The 16,039-nt window shown below is 55.9% G+C and carries 19 protein-coding genes and 1 tRNA gene; 3 read left to right on the forward strand and 17 right to left on the reverse strand.

The genetic code is table 11. The features are described 5' to 3' along the window. Positions 1-12 precede the first annotated feature (12 nt). The 6 genes from AOP6_RS08880 to AOP6_RS08905 form a co-directional block, all read right to left on the reverse strand. The gene (locus tag AOP6_RS08880) at positions 13-480 is read right to left on the reverse strand and encodes a universal stress protein (protein ID WP_155876393.1); all 468 of its coding nucleotides are present in this window, start codon (positions 478-480) and stop codon (positions 13-15) included. A gap of 46 nt (positions 481-526) precedes the next feature. Continuing rightward, the gene (locus AOP6_RS08885; RefSeq protein ID WP_155876394.1) at positions 527-1,840 is read right to left on the reverse strand and encodes a TRAP transporter large permease subunit; all 1,314 of its coding nucleotides are present in this window, start codon (positions 1,838-1,840) and stop codon (positions 527-529) included. Positions 1,841-1,850: 10 nt separating this feature from the next. Then, a complete protein-coding gene (locus AOP6_RS08890) occupies positions 1,851-2,378 on the reverse strand; it encodes a TRAP transporter small permease (RefSeq protein WP_155876395.1) in 528 nt (175 codons plus the stop codon). After that, positions 2,375-3,358 carry a TRAP transporter substrate-binding protein DctP gene (gene dctP, locus AOP6_RS08895; protein WP_155876396.1) on the reverse strand — a complete coding sequence of 328 codons (984 nt, stop codon included), beginning with the start codon at positions 3,356-3,358 and terminating at the stop codon, positions 2,375-2,377. Before dctP ends, AOP6_RS08890 begins: the two co-directional genes overlap by 4 nt. Positions 3,359-3,436: 78 nt before the next feature. Then, positions 3,437-4,162 carry a hypothetical protein gene (locus AOP6_RS08900; RefSeq protein WP_155876397.1) on the reverse strand — a complete coding sequence of 242 codons (726 nt, stop codon included), beginning with the start codon at positions 4,160-4,162 and terminating at the stop codon, positions 3,437-3,439. Positions 4,163-4,165: 3 nt separating this feature from the next. Continuing rightward, positions 4,166-5,725, reverse strand: coding sequence for an acetyl-CoA hydrolase/transferase C-terminal domain-containing protein (locus tag AOP6_RS08905; protein WP_155876398.1), 1,560 nt, complete (start codon positions 5,723-5,725; stop codon positions 4,166-4,168). 320 nt (positions 5,726-6,045) lie between these two features. Here AOP6_RS08905 and AOP6_RS08910 point away from each other — a divergent pair, with 320 nt between their 5' ends. Next, positions 6,046-6,471, forward strand: a complete 426-nt coding sequence (locus AOP6_RS08910; protein WP_155876399.1) for a MerR family transcriptional regulator — start codon at positions 6,046-6,048, stop codon at positions 6,469-6,471. Between the two features lie 119 nt (positions 6,472-6,590). Here the strand turns inward: AOP6_RS08910 and AOP6_RS08915 are convergent, their stop codons facing one another. The 9 genes from AOP6_RS08915 to rsgA all read right to left on the reverse strand — a co-directional run bounded on the left by AOP6_RS08915 (position 6,591) and on the right by rsgA (position 13,725). Continuing rightward, positions 6,591-8,120: a 4Fe-4S binding protein gene (locus AOP6_RS08915; RefSeq protein WP_155876400.1), complete on the reverse strand. Its 1,530-nt coding sequence runs from the start codon at positions 8,118-8,120 to the stop codon at positions 6,591-6,593. Further along, a complete protein-coding gene (locus AOP6_RS08920; RefSeq protein WP_155876401.1) occupies positions 8,120-9,031 on the reverse strand; it encodes a DUF362 domain-containing protein in 912 nt (303 codons plus the stop codon). Before AOP6_RS08920 ends, AOP6_RS08915 begins: the two co-directional genes overlap by 1 nt. Before the next feature lie 172 nt (positions 9,032-9,203). Continuing rightward, positions 9,204-9,851 (reverse strand): flavodoxin family protein, encoded by a 648-nt coding sequence (locus tag AOP6_RS08925; protein ID WP_155876402.1) that lies wholly within the window; start codon positions 9,849-9,851, stop codon positions 9,204-9,206. Between the two features lie 112 nt (positions 9,852-9,963). Continuing rightward, positions 9,964-10,038: transfer RNA gene (locus AOP6_RS08930), tRNA-Val, on the reverse strand. 48 nt (positions 10,039-10,086) lie between these two features. After that, positions 10,087-11,040 carry a methylmalonyl Co-A mutase-associated GTPase MeaB gene (gene meaB, locus AOP6_RS08935; RefSeq protein WP_155876403.1) on the reverse strand — a complete coding sequence of 318 codons (954 nt, stop codon included), beginning with the start codon at positions 11,038-11,040 and terminating at the stop codon, positions 10,087-10,089. A 199-nt stretch (positions 11,041-11,239) separates the two neighbouring features. After that, the gene (locus AOP6_RS08940; RefSeq protein WP_155876404.1) at positions 11,240-11,644 is read right to left on the reverse strand and encodes a cobalamin B12-binding domain-containing protein; all 405 of its coding nucleotides are present in this window, start codon (positions 11,642-11,644) and stop codon (positions 11,240-11,242) included. 20 nt (positions 11,645-11,664) lie between these two features. After that, a complete protein-coding gene (cobO, locus tag AOP6_RS08945; RefSeq protein WP_155876405.1) occupies positions 11,665-12,207 on the reverse strand; it encodes a cob(I)yrinic acid a,c-diamide adenosyltransferase in 543 nt (180 codons plus the stop codon). Beyond that, positions 12,207-12,611 (reverse strand): thioesterase family protein, encoded by a 405-nt coding sequence (locus AOP6_RS08950; RefSeq protein WP_155876406.1) that lies wholly within the window; start codon positions 12,609-12,611, stop codon positions 12,207-12,209. Before AOP6_RS08950 ends, cobO begins: the two co-directional genes overlap by 1 nt. Before the next feature lie 202 nt (positions 12,612-12,813). Then, positions 12,814-13,725 carry a ribosome small subunit-dependent GTPase A gene (gene rsgA / locus AOP6_RS08955; protein ID WP_225897262.1) on the reverse strand — a complete coding sequence of 304 codons (912 nt, stop codon included), beginning with the start codon at positions 13,723-13,725 and terminating at the stop codon, positions 12,814-12,816. 316 nt (positions 13,726-14,041) lie between these two features. Between rsgA and AOP6_RS08960 the strand changes: the two genes are divergently transcribed. After that, the gene (locus AOP6_RS08960) at positions 14,042-14,314 is read left to right on the forward strand and encodes a cytochrome c3 family protein (protein WP_155876408.1); all 273 of its coding nucleotides are present in this window, start codon (positions 14,042-14,044) and stop codon (positions 14,312-14,314) included. Positions 14,315-14,391: 77 nt separating this feature from the next. Then, on the forward strand, positions 14,392-14,718 hold the full coding sequence (locus AOP6_RS08965; RefSeq protein ID WP_155876409.1) for a cytochrome c: 327 nt from the start codon (positions 14,392-14,394) through the stop codon (positions 14,716-14,718). 69 nt (positions 14,719-14,787) lie between these two features. Here the strand turns inward: AOP6_RS08965 and AOP6_RS08970 are convergent, their stop codons facing one another. Both AOP6_RS08970 and AOP6_RS08975 read right to left on the reverse strand, forming a co-directional pair. Next, positions 14,788-15,492: an MgtC/SapB family protein gene (locus tag AOP6_RS08970; protein WP_155876410.1), complete on the reverse strand. Its 705-nt coding sequence runs from the start codon at positions 15,490-15,492 to the stop codon at positions 14,788-14,790. Continuing rightward, on the reverse strand, positions 15,489-15,920 hold the full coding sequence (locus tag AOP6_RS08975) for a PaaI family thioesterase (protein WP_225897263.1): 432 nt from the start codon (positions 15,918-15,920) through the stop codon (positions 15,489-15,491). Before AOP6_RS08975 ends, AOP6_RS08970 begins: the two co-directional genes overlap by 4 nt. Between the last annotated feature and the right edge of the window lie 119 nt (positions 15,921-16,039).

Consider the following 16,039-nt stretch of genomic DNA (forward strand, 5'->3'; position numbering starts at 1 on the left):
TCCTGTCTCCTTTTATTTTTCTGGGATGCGTACAACCAGCACAGGAATCGTGCTTTCCTGCACCATCTTCTGTGCCGTGCTGCCGATAAGTGCCCGGAACAGACAGGTGTGCCCGTGGGTCCCCATGACAATCAGGTCACAGTCGTCTTTTTTCGATTGCGCGATGATAGCCTCGACCGGCATGCCGGCGGTGACGTGAATGCTGTCCACCAGTTTGGTGTAAAGACACTCCTCCACATTCTCCTTTTTGCCGTACATCTTCAGCTGCGCCTGAATTTTCTCCGTCAGCTTGTTCTTGGCCGTGGCAAAGTCCACGGAACGCATTTGAATATTGCGATTATTCGTCAACTTTTCGTAGACGTTGATGATGGATATCTTGGCTCCATGACTCAGCGCCAGGCTCACGGCATAACCGAAAGCGTAATTGGCGTTGGAAGAAAGATCGGTGGCATAGAGTATTTTTTTGATTTTAGGTGTCATCGTCAGGCCCCTTTCGTTGTCCCGTGCATGCTCACGTTCAGAATGATCAGCCAATAAGGGCTGGGAGGAAGGTCACGATGGCTGGGAAAACGTACATAATGGCCATCCCCAGGATAAAGAGCCCCACCATCGGCCAGGCTCCCCCATAGACGTCGTCCAGGGTCAGTTCCGGCATCGCCCCCTTGAGGGCAAAGATCGTGTAACCGAAGGGAGGAGTCAGACTCCCCAGTGTCAGATTGATGAGAAAGAGCATCCAGAACCAGACGGGATCGAAATTGTAGACCTGCAGCAGGGGGTCGTAGATCGGGATGGCCACCAGCATGACGGCGAAGAGATCGACGAACATACAGAGGATGAAAGGGACCAGCATGAGCACGAAAAAGGTGCCCACCAGGGGGAGGTCCAGTTCGGAGGCCATCCGAACCAGCCCGCTCGAAGCGCCCGTGAAGGACAGCAGTTGGCCGAAGAGCATGGAGCTGGCCATGATGACCAGGATCATGGTGCTGACCGAACAGGTGCCCAGCACCGCCTCGTAGAGCATTTTGAAGGAGAGTTTGCGAAAGACCGCCGCCGCCAGCATAGCGCCGAGCACACCCGTCGCCGCCGACTCCGTCGGTGTTACGATCCCCATGAGAATCAGTCCCATGACCGAGAAGATGACGATGAGAAACGGCAGGGTGCGGGCCAGGGCCGTAAAAAATTCGCGGGCGCTCACCCTCTCCTTCGCAACCCCGTCGCCAGCCGGCTCCAGGGCCGGATTGCGCAGGAGGCGGATATAGACGTAGATGACCATGATGACCGCCATCATGATGCCCGGCACGATGCCGGCGATGAGCAGCTTGGCGATGGAGACATCCACCATGGAGCCGACCATGATGACCAGCAGGCTCGGCGGGATGATGGGTGCCAGGCTGGCACCACCCAGTATCGCACTGATGGAAAGACGGGTATCGTAACCCCGCGCATCCATGGTCGGCATCACCGAGCGACCCAGCATGGCGGCCACCGCCACCGCCGAACCACTCAGGGCGCCGAAGACCGTAGACAGGGACGTGACAAGGACGTAATTGCGCCCGCGCACGTTGCCTACCATTTTATCGATGGAATCGATGAGAATCTCCACCGCATTGGAGCGAAAAAGGATTTCCCCCATGAGAATAAAGAGGGGAATGGCCATCAGTGATTCCTGGGTTATGGTCTGGTAGATGCTGTTGGCAAACATGCCAAACCCACTGCTGCCGAACAACAGGAAGACACCGATGACATTCACCACGAGGAAAGCAACAAAGACCGGCATTCCTATGGCAAACAAGCTCAGCAGCACGACAATGGCAATCGATAAAGTGACGCCCCAATCCATGAGATTTCTCCTATACTTCGCCCGGAGGGTTGGGTCTCAACCCCTCACGCAGAAACTGGAACCCGCTCAGCAGAAAACCCAAGGGAATGACCGTAGATATCCACCATTTGGGTATCGGGTTGACCCACATGGTCGCAATGCCGCGCTGAAACTGGCGAAAAGATTCGAGCCCGGCGATAGTGAAAACGGCGATACACACCAAAAAACCCAGAAAAGCGATACTCCGATAAACCAACAGCTTTCTTTTTTGCGGCAGTTTCTCGATGATGATGGTGATGGCCACGTTGCCGTTGGCCCTGGTGATTTCAGGCAGCGCCAGCATGACGGTCAGGGCGAAGAGCCATTGGTTGACATCACTGGACCAGTTGGTCGGGGCATTGAAGAAGTAGCGCATGGAGACTTCGTAGAGGATCAGGGACACCATGCCTGCCAGGGCCAGCCCGCTCAGGACGTAACTCACCCGCGTCAACAGGTCGAGGATGCCGGCCATCCCTTTCAGGATGGCCGGCTGGGAATTGTTGAGGCTCCCAGTGTTCATCGCGTCATACCTTTTTCGACCGCCAATTCACGGAACTTGGGTCCGGCCGCAGGGGAAGACTGCTTGGCCATGTCCCAGAGGCCATTATTCCAGTATATTTCCACCTTTTCCTTGTCCTCCGGGTGCATGTTGGTCACCTTCATGCCCTGGTTCTGCAGAAAGGCAATCTCCTCCTCGACGAGGTCATTGAAAAACTCCAGGCTGTCGAGCTCGGTCTTCCTGCCGGCCTCATCGATCCACTGACGCTGTTCCGGGGTCAGAGCGTTGTATTTATCCAGATTCATCGCGATCATCATGGAGATGGAGCCGAAGGTCGGACGCACCATATAGTTGGCGACTTCCTGCCATTTGAAATCCTTGACCCCGACCAGGGTCCAGGCCGCACCGTCAATGACACCGCGCTGCAAAGAGGTATAGACGTCACCACCGGCCATGGTCACCGGCGAGCCTCCCAGGGCCAGGATGGTGTTTTGCAGGCTGGGGTTGCTGCGCATCTTCAGGCCAGCCAGACTCGGCTTGTTGCCACTTAAGGGATTGCGCGTAATAAAATGATAGGGGGCGACGGGAGGGAGAGCGACGAGCTTGACGCCCAGCTTGTTGTACTCTTTGTCCAGGAAGTCGAAGAGGCCCGACTCACGACGCTTGGTCGGATCGGCCAGGGTCGCGTCCATGCCGACCCCTACACTGATGGTCCCGGCGTGGTAAGTGGCATGAGTGAAGGACAGGTCAAAGATGCCGGCCTGCAGAGGCTGGAACTGCTCGAAGGTCGGTATGACATCGGGGCCGTGGAAAGCCACCTTCATTTTGCCCCCGGATATCTCCTCCAGGTTCTTGATCATCTTGGCGGTAGCACCTACGTTGAAGATGAAGTTCTCATGGAAAGCGGACAACATGCGCAGTTGGGCGGCAAATGTGTTGGACGAAAAAGTCAGAATCATAAAGACAACGGCGATCAATCCCACATACCTGTTTTTTTTCATCGTGACGACTCCATTCTTGGTTGGTGAACCGCTTGAAAAATCCCCATCCCCTCAACCCGAGAGGATGAAGCCCACTCGTTAACCCGATAAGTACGTATAGCTCTTCAGTGTTTGCCGACCGAGATGACGGCTGTCCTGCCATCCGTACATCTCGCCCAAATTTCTGGCACAGCGCGAAAGCAGGGGCAGCAGCTCCTCGGTGATATGCGCCTCGTTCATGCGGCAGACAGGTACCGCCAATACCAGCGTCATTTGCCGCAACTCATGCTGCCCTGCAAAGACGACAGACAGCGTCGACACCTCGTCAAGCAGTGTTTCGTCCGCCCCATAAATACGGCAGATAGGAGATTCTTCCAGCAGGCGCCCCTCTGTTACCGGAAAAGAAGCCCCCAGGCAACCGATGGCCCTCACCACCTGGCGGCACTCGACCGCGTCGATGAGCAATGCCATCTCGTCATTCATCCTGCCCAGATAGACCGCCTCGCCGGTGGCGGCCGCCAGTTCCTCCAGCACGGGGCGAAGTTTTGACGCCCGGCCGTTATCTGAGAGTATGCCCCGTGCCAGACTGAATGCCGCCGGCCCCAGGTGATAGTCTCCGGCGCTGTTCCTGGCGACAAAGTTCTTGATCTCCAGCGTATGCAACATGCGAAAAACTTTGTATTTGCTGGCGCTCGTCATCTTCTCCACAAAGGTTGTCATCTTTTCGCCGGAGGGCGACACCGTCAGCAGATGGAGGATATCCAGCACGAACTGGACATTCTGCATCTCGTATTTATGGGTGAATTTTCCGGCGCTCGCTGACATAGGCTACTCCCAGCTGTCGATCTTCATGGTTCCTTTGGTGGCCAGCGACTCCTGCATGCGAAAGGCCTTGAAAAGCATGTGGGGCTCGTGGCCGACACCGCGGGCAAAGCAGTCCTTTTCGGCGCGCTCGTAGTATTCGGTCAGGATCGGCCGGTAATCGGGGTGAGCGCACTTGGCGATGATCTCCCGCGCCCGTTCGCGCGGGCAGAGGCCGCGCAGATCGGCCAGACCCTGCTCGGTGACGAGGATGTCGAGATCGTGCTCGGTGTGATCGACATGGGTGGCGAAGGGAACGACACATGTAATCCCCGTCGGGTCTGTCTTGGAGGGGCGCGTCGATGGCGTATGCATGATGGACAGCGCCGCGTTACGTAGAAAGTCGCCGGAACCGCCGATGCCGTTGACCATGCGGGTGCCACCCACCAGGGTCGAATTGGCGTGGCCGTAGATATCGAATTCCACCGGGGTGTTCATGGCGATCACCCCCAGACGGCGGATGGGCTCGGGATTGTTGCTCACCTGCATGGGGCGCAGGATGACCTTGCTGGCGTACTTGTCCCAGTTCTGGTAGAAGCGCTCAAAACCCGGCTCCGACAGGGAGAGTGAGGTGGACGAGGCGAAGTCGAGTTTGCCCGAATCGAAAAAGTCGAGCATGGTGTCCTGGATGACCTCGGTCCAGACCTTGAGATTGCTGAAGGGACCGTTCACCAGACCGCCGACCACGGCGTTGGCGATATTGCCGACCCCCGACTGCAGGGGGAGCAGGTTTTTCGGCAACCGCCCCGCTTTCACCTCCGCCCCGAAGAAGTCGAGGATGTTGGCGGCGATGCGCTCGGAAATCTCGTCCGGCGGGCCCAACGGCCGCCCGCGGTCCGGTTTCTGGGACTCCACAATGGCGATAATCTTGTCGTGATCACAGGGGACATGCAGGGTGCCGATGCGATCATCGACCCGGCTGATCAGGTAGGGCTTGCGATGGGGCGGCTTGTCGAGCATGACGATGTCATGCAACCCTTCGAAGGAGGGAATGGCCGTGTTGATCTCGATGATGAGCTTGTCCGAGTACTGAATGACCTCCGTGGCCGCGCCGATGGAGCCGGCCAGGATAATGCTGCCGTCCTCGGCAATGCCCGAGGCTTCCACCAGACCAAGATCGAAACCGCCTCCCCTGCCCTTGGTGTAGTAGCCGTAGCCGAGATCCTGGGCATAGAGGGACAGATGCTTGTCTCCCATGCGCACGGTACCGTCGTTGACCTGCTTCTGGATCACCTTTCCCGTCTGGTAGGGCCAGCGCTTGTCGGTCATCTGAAGGGAGGCCCAGCGATCCTCAACCTCCTGACCGATGGAGGCGCCGATAAAGAGATTGAAGCGCATCTTGCCCTGCAGGTTGTTCTGCTCAACGTAGTCAGCCAGGGCCAGAGGCACCACCTTCGGATATCCGACCGGGGTAAATCCCGACCAGCCCAGATCCATGCCGTTCTTAAAAAACGGAATAGTGTCCTCCGGCTTCATCACCCTGGCGTGCAGGCTCTTTTTCCTGATTCGGCTGAGAAATTCAGACATACCCTCCTCCTTTTTGCATTTCCCTTTACATGACATGTTCCCCGACGGCACGGGGTCTCGACAGGGCGGCCACAAACCGCTTCCTTTAGGACTATTTGTAATTTGCATTTACGTGCATGTCAACGATTTTTTGAACGTTTTTTTGTTTTACATTTTTCACAGATTTTACCAATGGCTAACTATCTGATTTTTTTGTCACTTTTCTCCATAACACTGTTATTTTTTTAAATTATGACCGCAAAAGTAAAATTTTAAGTTTCATTTTATTTACGTCAATGTCATACTGCGCAGGAAAAAATAAATCATCTGCGAGGGACGCCATGAGTGAAGACATACCGCCAACCGAAGAAATTGTTCCTATTGGCACGCTGTGCAAAGATCTGGGGATTTCGACACGGACGCTGCGCTACTGGGAAGAGGTCGGCATCATCGAGTCAGTAGAACGACTTGACCGGGCCAACCGAGGCTATACACCGTATATGGTGAGAAGAATCAGATTCATCATTAAACTGCGGGACCTGGGCCTGACCATCAAAGAAATGCAGCACCTGTATGAGGTTTACGGCAATGCCAAAAAGACGGATCGGCTCATCCCCGAACTCATCGGCATCTTCGACCAGCATATCCATACCATCGACGACAGGGTTGCCAAGCTGAATTCCCTGCGCAGAGACATCGTCGAATATCGCGAACGCATGCTGACCAAACTGAAAGAAGCCATGCAGAAAGAGTCCACCGGCACCTGACGAAATCGCTCACTCATACAAAAGAACAAAAAGGGTCATTGACAGGCTACAGCCGTCAATGACCCTTTTTACATGCTTTGAAGAAACAAAGAAGCCTTGCCTCGGAAGCAAAGCACAACCTAAAGTCGGCGCCGGCGGCTCTCCCCTTCGCTTATAACCCGGATGGCGCTGGCCCCCTCCAGAGGGCAGCGGGTCTCGCAGATACCGCAGCCGATGCACAAATTTTCCACTACCCGGGGTATTTTGAGCTGACGGATTTCTCCCGCGAAGAGGACTTCTTTTTCCTCAAAGACAATGGCTTTTTCTGGCGTCGGACAGTGCTCTTCGCACACCAGGCATTCACTGCCACGGGCGAAGGGAAGGCAGCGATCCTTGTTGAAAACGGCCAGGCCGATGACTGTGCGGCGTTTCTCTTCCAGACCGAGGCGCTTGATGGCGCCGGTGGGGCAGACCTGGCCGCACAGCGTGCAGTTGTATTCGCAGTAGCCAAGGCGCGGTACGACCAGCGGCGTCCACAGGCCGGCCGGCCCCGCCTGCAGGAAGGCGAGATGGAGCACGCCGCCGATACAGACCTTGAGGCATTCACCACAGCGCACGCAGCGGCGCAGGAACTCCTCCTCCGCCACGGCTCCGGGCGGTCGCAGCAGAAATCCGTGACGACCGGGGTCGGGGCTTAGACGAAACATCGGCGCTACCAGCACGCCAGCAGCTAAAGCTGTCACCGTGCCGCGCCGGGTAAGATCGACGGACGTCGACGGCCGCCGATAATCGAAACGCCAGTGGACGCGCTCCTGCGGGCAGAATCCGTCACAGTCGAAACAGAGAACGCACTCCTCGGAACGCCTGCTCTCCTCCCCCACCGCATTCATCCGGCAGGCCTGCAGGCAGCGCCGGCAATCGGCGCAGGCGGCTGATGGGTTGCGCTGCAGCAGGGCATAGCGGGAACAGAGACCGAGCAGAGCTCCCAATGGACAGAGATTTTTGCACCAGAAACGTCGTTCAAGCCGCTCCAGCATCAGTATAGCGACAAAGACCAGCAGGGTGAAAAGAGCCAGCGTGAAGGTCGGCGGATGGAAGGCCAGCAGATAGTCGCGAAAGAAAGGCCAGACAGCATCGGCTGTCTCTGACAGAAGCGGCACCCGGTGCTCGTAAAGGGCGGTGAATCCCTCGTTCCAGAACAGATTCCAGGCCGGATAAACCGCTACGGTGAGAGTGCGCAGAAAGATTGCCAGCGGGTCAAAGAGACCGAGCAGCTGCACACCGACCAGGCCGGCCGCGACAAGGGCAAAGAGGAGATAATATTTCACGCGCCGCCAGGCCGGTGACAGTACCCGCCGGCCACGACCGATACCATGGCCGAGGCCATCCAGGGTGGTGCCCAGCGGACAGATCCACCCACAGAAGAAGCGGCCCAGGACAAAGGTCAGCAGCAGCAGAACAAAGGCAGGCCACAACAGACGCCAGTGGAAGTCTCCCGGCGCCAAAGCATCGGCCAGCGCGGCCAGCGGATCGAGGCGAAAGAGGAGACTGACCGGCCAGGGGAGATCGTCTTCACCCCGGTATTCCGTCTGCAGAAAAAGCCACAAAAAACCGAACAGGGTCAGGATCTGGACGCTGCGCCTTACGGTTCGCATGGGGGGGAAATGCATCAGACCCGCCGTATCCGGGCAAGATCGGCGATGCCCAGCCCTCGTCGGCCAGCGGTCACCAGGGTCGAAATGTCGTCGGGCTGATGCCCCAAGAGGGTCGCGGCGATACTGTCGGCGGCGACAATATCTGCCGAGGCAACCAGAGTGTCGAGCCGGCGCACATCTTCCGCCCTCCCCCCCTGTGGCCCATTAGCGACAAGAACACGGGTGGCGTCGATGAGGGTCAGATCGGAAGGGACGATGAGGTTGATGTCACAGAGGGCCTCGTCGATCTGCCGATGCAGGCGCCCGCGGTTGCCGCCAATCACCCCCATGATGTTTTTCATGCCCAAAGTGACGGTGGAGAGCCCGTGATGTTTGGCAATGGGTAAATTGATGAAGCGATCGGCTTCCAGCGCCGGTCGGTAAAATTCCCAACGCTGCAGTTCCACTCCCTGAGCGATATCCAGCTCCTGCCAGCCGCGCCGGTCCATATGTTCTACCTTCACCCGATTGGAGCCGATCGACTCCACTGCCTCCTGGATACCGCTCTGTACATAACAGCGCCGCGGGTCGTTGCAGGGCCGGTCGAACACCTGCACCTGCTTGGCTCCGGCCTCCAGACAGAGTTCCACCACGGTACGCACCACCAGAGGGTTGGTGTTGGCAGCCAGTTCCGGGGTACGGTCCCAACCGATATTGGGCTTCACCACCACGGTTTCACCCTTTTTGACGAACTGGGTCATGCCTCCCAAAGCGTCGAGCGTCTGCCGCACCAGCAAGGGGATATTCTCTCCCTTGCGCACGGCGACGGTCGAGCCGGCTGCCGCCAGGATCGGCCGGGGCAGCAAGGAAAGAATCGGAACACTGCCAACAGCGGTCACCGCCAGGGCGGCCTGCAGCGTTTGACGGATGAAAGCGCGTCTGTCCATGACAACCTCCCTCGAAAGACATGACATCGGCATAGGGCAATACACTTCGAACAACAGGATGATGAGCCTTAAATGTTAGTGTATAGCCTGGGCCGTTCATGTAAAGAAGGTAACATGCAGCTAAAGCCATTTGCCCGAAGGCGCTTTATTGCAGGATAAAAAACTTCAGCCATTAAGACGGATTTGCCAGTCTGACCCCCAACTCAAAGGCCTTGCGGCAATCCTCGGGGAATGCCTGTTGGTATTTCTCGCGGCGCTCGATGGGATCAAAGTAGTCGAATACGAACTTATCGTAGTCATCGAACTGGAGTGTCTCGAAGGCGCAGAGCGTTTCGGCCTGGCCGAAGATGCGCGCCAGATAGTTCTGGTTCATATCCATATGAACCGCATACTGAAAAGTCTTCATCATCTCTTTCGAAATATTCATGGTGTAGATCATCGCTGTCGGAATTTTCCGGCCGAACAATGACTGCGGCTGTCGGGCGTAGACAAAAAATGGAAAGAGCAGCCGCTCCATGCAGGAGCGCATCTCCCCCGTCACCGTACCGAAGTAGACCGGCGACCCCAGTACAAAAGCATCGGCTTCGGCCAGTTTATCCAGAACAGGGGTCAGACCATCGCGCATAGCGCACTTGCCGTAACTCCTGCCGCCCTTGAGTTTGCAGGCGAAGCAGCTGGTGCACCCCTTGAAGTCAAGATCATAGAGGTGGATCAGTTCGGTCTCCGCGCCACGCGAGGCGGCGCCTTTCAGGGTTTCCTGCAGAAGCTTAGCGGTATTCCAGGACTTCCTCGGGCTGCCATTGATGGCCAAAATTTTCATGTGTTGCCTCCGTTTACGTTTTTATCCATCCCAAAACAATTAACAAAAACATCCGGTTTCGCCAGCATAAAAAAAAGGGGGTTAGCGACTTGTCGCTAACCCCTTGATTTTTTGGTGGGCGTTACTGGGATTGAACCAGTGGCCCCTGCCGTGTGAAGGCAGTGCTCTCCCGCTGAGCTAAACGCCCTTTGTAGGATGGCTTTTATAGCAATTTGCACCCGAGAGTGTCAACCGTTTATTGCTTGTCCACCTTAAGGCTGTGCTGCAGAATCTGCTCAACGGCGGTGTAAGGATCGACCTCGCGGCGGGCAATGGCCTGGATGGTCTGGGCCAGACGATCGTCAGCATGCAGGCGGGTATAGACCTGGCGGAACAGGGCATCCTTGAGCAGCTCGGTGAAATGGGTGGCGCTTTTGTTCTCTTCAAAATGCGCCAGTTCACCGCTCTGCACCAGGTGAGCGTGGTGGGCCTCTATCTTGTCGATAAGCTCGGAGACACCGTCCTGGCGGGCGGCCACGGTTTTAACCACGGGCGGCCACCACTTTCCTTCCGGCGGATGATTCATCTCGATCATGACTTCAAGGTCGCGAACGGTGCGATCGGCATCGGGGCGGTCGGCTTTGTTAACGGCAAAAACGTCGCCGATTTCGAGAATCCCCGCCTTGATGGCCTGGATGTCGTCACCAAGTCCGGGCACGCTCACCACCACGGAAGTATGAGCCGTGCGCACGATTTCGACTTCATCCTGGCCGACGCCGACGGTCTCGACGATGATGATCTCCCAGCCCATGGCGTCGAAAACATTGACAATGTCGGCGGTGGAATTGGACAAGCCGCCGAGATGGCCCCGAGTGCCGAGGGAACGGATGAAGACACCGTCGTCGGAGGAGTGACGGTTCATGCGGATGCGGTCGCCGAGGATGGCGCCGCCAGTAAAGGGACTGGTCGGGTCGATGGCAACCACGGCAACGGTCTTGCCTTTTTTACGGTAGGCCTCAATGACCTTGTCGGTGAGGGTGGACTTGCCGGCGCCGGGTGGGCCGGTAATGCCGATGATGTAGGCGCGACCGGTGTGGGGATAGAGTTTTTTCAGTTCTTCGGTGGCATGGGGCATGCCGTCGTCGATATCGCGCATGAGACGCGCGGCGGAACGGATGTCGCCTTGAAGTATTTTGTCGGCAAGTGACATGACAGGAGGATTCCTTTCCTGTGGATTAAGACAAGGGCCCAAGAAGTTCGCGGGCGATAACCAGGCGCTGCACTTCGCATGCTTCATCGCCGTTTTATGACGAGGGAAAAGACAGGGCGGCCTCTTGCGGCCGCCCAAAAAAGGCGGGCCCTCGGCATGGAGGGCCCGCATACATTACGTGTTGAATTAAAACTTTGGTTCAGGCCCTGGGTTTGATGTTTTCCCGCACCCAGGCATTGATATCCTCAGTGCTGGTCCCAGGCGTGAAAATTTCCTTGACGCCCACCGCCTTGAGTCCGGGAATATCGTCTTCCGGAATAATGCCGCCGCCAAAGACGGGCACATCGTCCGCCCCTTTGGCCTTGAGCAGTTCAATGACCTTGGCGAACAGGGTGTTATGCGCCCCGGACAGAATGGAAAGGCTGACAGCGTCGACATCTTCCTGGATGGCGGTGTTGACGATCTGTTCCGGTGTCTGGCGCAGGCCGGTATAGATGACTTCAAAGCCGGCATCGCGAAAGGCGCGGGCCACGATTTTGGCGCCGCGATCATGCCCGTCGAGTCCGGGTTTGGCTACCAGCAATCTGAGTTTTCTTTCTGCCATTATTTCTCTCCTTTTTACCTCTATGATTCGATCCCCTCGCGGGCGTGCTGTCCTGAGTTGTAGTAGTGTTTCACTTCCCTCATTTCAGTCACCAGATCGGCTAAAGCGATGATATCGGGATGGGCGCCGCGTCCGGTCATGACCAGTTCGGTATGCGCCGGTTTCTGGCGGATAAGTTCTTTGACCTCTTCAACGGGGATAAGCCCGAAATCGACGGCACAGTTGAGTTCGTCAAGGATGACCAGATCGTAGTCGCCCGATAGCACTATATCCCGGGCTTTTTCAAAACCCGCCTGCGCCATGGCTGCATCAATCGGATCAGGATTTGACTTGGACACAAAGGTATCGCGGCCAACCTGTTCTATGGTGATCTCGGGAGTGAGCCGCTTGGCCGACTCCAGCTCGCCGTACACCGTGCTGCCCTTCATGAATTGCAGAATACGCACCCTGAAGCCATGCCCGGCTGCCCGGAAAGCCAGCCCAAGGGAAGCCGTCGTCTTGCCTTTACCATTGCCGGTATAGACCTGTATCAGGCCTTTTTTCAGGGGATGGTCTTTGCTCATTAAGATTCTCCCGGTGCAGCTTTGGCCAGCATTTCAGGCGGCAGTGCCACTGGGCGGCGGTCCTGTCCCAAAACGACATGAACCGTGCGTCCCTCAGCCAGCAGGCGACCTTCCTGGTTCAAGGCGCAATAGCTGAATTCCAGCACCTTGCCCTTGAAGCGGTCCAGGCTGGTCTCAATAGAAATCACATCTTCATAATAGGCCGGTGCCTTGTATTTCACCTGCGCCTCGGCCACCACAATATAATAGCCGGATTTTTCAAAGTCGGTGTAGTTGAGACCCTGCTGACGCAGATAGTCGGACCGCCCCTCTTCGAACCAGACGAGATAGTTGGAGTGATGCACGATTCCCTGCGCATCCGTTTCGGCGTAGCGGACCGTCAGGCGACAGGTGGTAGTAGTCATGGCGTCCTTTTTACGGCAGCCCCATCAACCCGGGAATCGGGAGGCGGAAAGGGTGAAACGGTGGTTGGTGTAAGGAGAAACTGTTTTAAGCGCGCTAAAAAGATTTAACAGGCCGAAAATATAGCAACCATGAAAAAAGGTGTCAAGAAGGTTCACCGAAATCTATAACAACTTTTGATTTAGGCGAAAACAGCGCCGCAGTCTAGCGCCAGCCAGGATCATCACCCTGTAGATTGTCGAGGATATACAGGTAGGAGTCATAACGTTCAGCGGGAATCTTCCCCGTCTGCAGACCAATCCGGACCAGGCAGCCAGGTTCGTTACGATGAAGGCAATTGCGGAAGCGACAGGGCGTTTGCTGTATTTCTTCGAACCCGGGGAAAAAATGAGCCAACTCCTGTTCGGAAATATCGACAAGACCGAAATCGCGAAAGCCGGGAGTATCGACCAGTTCGCCGCCGCTGGCAAGAGAGTGCAGGGTTGAAACCGTGGTGGTATGGCGCCCCAGGCCAGTGTCCTGACTCAAGTCGCCAATGAGAAGATCGATGCCCGGAACCAGGGCGTTCAGAAGAGAGCTCTTGCCGACCCCGGAAGTCCCCACGAAGACAGCCCGGTGTCCCTGCGCGAGAAAATGGCGAAGGGCGTCCAGCCCTGTTGCGCTGGAAGCGCTGACCGGGAAAATCGGCATCAGAGCACCATAGACCGCCTGCAGAGAATCGACCAGCGCGGCTGTAGCGGGCAGGTCGGCCTTGTTGACCACGAGAAAGGGATCGATGCCCGCAGCACGGGCGGCAACAAGGGCCCGATCGAGATAATGCCGGGGAGGAGGTGGGGAACAGCAGACCACGATACCGAGCACATCGAGGTTGGCGGCGACCAGACGAATCTTGCCGCGAACATCCCGACGGCTCATCTCTGTGCGGCGAGGTTGGCGGTATAAAACTTCACCACGGATGAGGACATTGTCCCCGACCACATGACCGGATTGCCGCTTCACCCGAACCTGGCAACTGCTGCCGTCGGCAAAGCGAACCTCAACGGCTACACCGTAATGGGCCACAATAAGGCCCGAGCGACCCTCTTCGTTTGACAGCTTTTTTTTCGGTTGTGACAAGGGCATCTCCCCAGCGGCATAAAACTGTTGGATCCAATGGTTTTCAATGTTGGGTCAGGAGTATAAATTGTTATCAGGCCTCGGCATAGGATAAAGTGAAATATGGTTTTTATTCCCGCACTGGAAAATATTTCACTTTTCCAAGCCACCCTGACACCCGACATGGCTCTCAATAACTAGCTGATATCATATATATTGAACCAGACATCGGTCAAAATGACGATAGATATCGAATGAATAGTCACGTCGGGGCACCTATAGTGAGGACAACACGAGACTGCCGTAAAACAACAGATAACCAAAGGAGGAACATGCCATGAAGAAGATGTTAGCGCTGCTGTCCACCATCGCCCTGCTGTCCATTGCCGTCATCGCCACGGCCAGCGACACCGTTGTACTGGAAAACAAGCGGGGAGCTGTGACCTTCAACCACAAGGCCCACAGTGAATCCATCAGCTGTGATAGCTGCCACGGCAGTGGGGAACCAGCTAAAATCGAGTTCGACATGAAGTCCGCTCATGCGTTGTGCAAGACCTGCCATGAACAAAAAAGCGGGCCGACCAAATGTAATGATTGCCATCATAAGTAATTCGTTATATAGTGATGCGATTTTTAACAAAGGCTGCACCTAAAAAAGCAGCCTGAAAACAACATGGAGGTTTTCTGATGCGTAACATGATTAAAGTACTGGCCGCTTGTCTTCTGGTCGCCTTCGTCGCCACTTCTGCTCTGGCCGTCACCGGTGGGAACCCTAAAAAGGGTAAATATCTCTACAAGAAAAACTGCAAATCCTGCCACACCGAAGGCGCTGAGGGCGGTAACCTGACCCCCGTCAGCAAGACCATGGCCCAGTGGGACCGCTTCTTCGAGCGTGACAAGCACGCTGTCAAGCCTGAGGCCTTCGAGGGTATCAGTGAGAAGGATCTGCTCGACATTCAGCAGTTCCTTTATGACCACGCTGCCGATGGCCCCCAGCCCCAAACCTGCGGCTAATGGACTGACGCACAAAGGAACAAAGGAAAAGGGAGCAGCCGCAAGCTGCTCCCTTTTTTTATCAACCCATCACCGAAAACTGACTTTTTTCACCCCCGGCATCTTACTGATGGCAGCGGTCATTTCCTTACCGATGCGCCGGTGATGATTGGTCACCACCACATCGATCCGCACCTCTTCATGCTCCAGGTCCGTCACCATTTCCAGATCGCTCACCCGAAGCTTCATCTCGGCAAACAACGCCTCCAGATCGTCACAGAATGCCTCTCGGTTGAAGGCAAGGACACTGAGCTTGAGATAGCGATCCTTACCGATGAAAGGTTCAAGTTTTTTGAGAAACATCAAACTCAGCAAAGCCAGAACCGTACTAAGTATCGCCGGGAAATAAAGGCCCATGCCGATAGACATGCCGATGCCGGCGACAAGCCACAGGCAGGCCGCCGTGGTCAGGCCACGAACGGAAATCCCCTCTTTGAGAATGACCCCGGCCCCGAGAAAACCGATGCCGGTGACGATCTGGGCGGCGATGCGGGCCGGATCGAGGCGAACGACCGAGGTCCCCGGTACATCCCCGTATTTGATAAAAAACGCCTCAGACACCACCATCATCAAACAGGAACCGACAGTCACCAGCAGATGTGTCCGCAAGCCGGCAGGGCGTCCGTGCTTTTCACGCTCCAGACCGATAAGACCACCGGCCAGAGCAGCCAAAAGAATCCTCACAATCACTTCTAATTCATAATGGCCCAGGTGCAGGGCAGATAACCAGGTCATGGTTGCTCCACTCGAAAAACCTTGGCTTGCGCTTTGGCGTGAACCTGGTCATCGATCTTCAGTTCGGCTGTGACCAGGAGGATTCTCTTTTTCTCTTCACAGATTTCCGCCGTGACAACAACCTCTGTCTGGGTTGGCACAGGGCGCAGATATTTGACGGCAATCTCCGCGGTAACAAAGTGGTCGCCAATGGAACGACAGGCATAAATACAGGTTTCGTCAAGCAAAGCAGCGATGACGCCACCATGAACCATATCTTGCCAGCCTTGAAAAGAGGACGGAATGCTTACCCTCCCTACGGCACTCCGACCCTCTTTATCGATATTAAAATGCGCTTTCAAGCCAATCGGGTTGTCCGCGCCACACACAAAACATTGTCCATCATCCAAAATCTCCATGCTATCCCCTTTTGCTTCAAATTGACGCACTGAAAAACCCTGATCTGCCGCTTTAAATAGTCCTTATCTCTATAATCAGATTGGAGAGACTCTATCGAATTTCCTCAGGCTACTGATCCCCTGGATGTGGCAATATACCATGGATAAAA

This window comes from Desulfuromonas sp. AOP6, from assembly GCF_009731355.2.
In the GTDB taxonomy this organism is placed as follows: Bacteria; Desulfobacterota; Desulfuromonadia; order Desulfuromonadales; family SZUA-540; genus SZUA-540.

Excerpts from the sequence above, each read along its gene's own strand:
- AOP6_RS08910 (WP_155876399.1), top strand. The coding sequence starts at position 6,046 with ATGAGTGAAGACATACCGCCAACCGAAGAAATTGTTCCTATTGGCACG.
- dctP (WP_155876396.1), bottom strand. The coding sequence starts at position 3,358 with ATGAAAAAAAACAGGTATGTGGGATTGATCGCCGTTGTCTTTATGATT.
- AOP6_RS08915 (WP_155876400.1), bottom strand. The coding sequence starts at position 8,120 with ATGCATTTCCCCCCCATGCGAACCGTAAGGCGCAGCGTCCAGATCCTG.
- AOP6_RS08940 (WP_155876404.1), bottom strand. The coding sequence starts at position 11,644 with ATGGCAGAAAGAAAACTCAGATTGCTGGTAGCCAAACCCGGACTCGAC.
- AOP6_RS08885 (WP_155876394.1), bottom strand. The coding sequence starts at position 1,840 with ATGGATTGGGGCGTCACTTTATCGATTGCCATTGTCGTGCTGCTGAGC.
- AOP6_RS08890 (WP_155876395.1), bottom strand. The coding sequence starts at position 2,378 with ATGAACACTGGGAGCCTCAACAATTCCCAGCCGGCCATCCTGAAAGGG.
- AOP6_RS08950 (WP_155876406.1), bottom strand. The coding sequence starts at position 12,611 with ATGACTACTACCACCTGTCGCCTGACGGTCCGCTACGCCGAAACGGAT.
- cobO (WP_155876405.1), bottom strand. The coding sequence starts at position 12,207 with ATGAGCAAAGACCATCCCCTGAAAAAAGGCCTGATACAGGTCTATACC.
- AOP6_RS08905 (WP_155876398.1), bottom strand. The coding sequence starts at position 5,725 with ATGTCTGAATTTCTCAGCCGAATCAGGAAAAAGAGCCTGCACGCCAGG.
- AOP6_RS08900 (WP_155876397.1), bottom strand. The coding sequence starts at position 4,162 with ATGTCAGCGAGCGCCGGAAAATTCACCCATAAATACGAGATGCAGAAT.
- AOP6_RS08970 (WP_155876410.1), bottom strand. The coding sequence starts at position 15,492 with ATGACCTGGTTATCTGCCCTGCACCTGGGCCATTATGAATTAGAAGTG.
- AOP6_RS08920 (WP_155876401.1), bottom strand. The coding sequence starts at position 9,031 with ATGGACAGACGCGCTTTCATCCGTCAAACGCTGCAGGCCGCCCTGGCG.
- AOP6_RS08965 (WP_155876409.1), top strand. The coding sequence starts at position 14,392 with ATGCGTAACATGATTAAAGTACTGGCCGCTTGTCTTCTGGTCGCCTTC.
- AOP6_RS08925 (WP_155876402.1), bottom strand. The coding sequence starts at position 9,851 with ATGAAAATTTTGGCCATCAATGGCAGCCCGAGGAAGTCCTGGAATACC.
- AOP6_RS08960 (WP_155876408.1), top strand. The coding sequence starts at position 14,042 with ATGAAGAAGATGTTAGCGCTGCTGTCCACCATCGCCCTGCTGTCCATT.
- AOP6_RS08880 (WP_155876393.1), bottom strand. The coding sequence starts at position 480 with ATGACACCTAAAATCAAAAAAATACTCTATGCCACCGATCTTTCTTCC.
- meaB (WP_155876403.1), bottom strand. The coding sequence starts at position 11,040 with ATGTCACTTGCCGACAAAATACTTCAAGGCGACATCCGTTCCGCCGCG.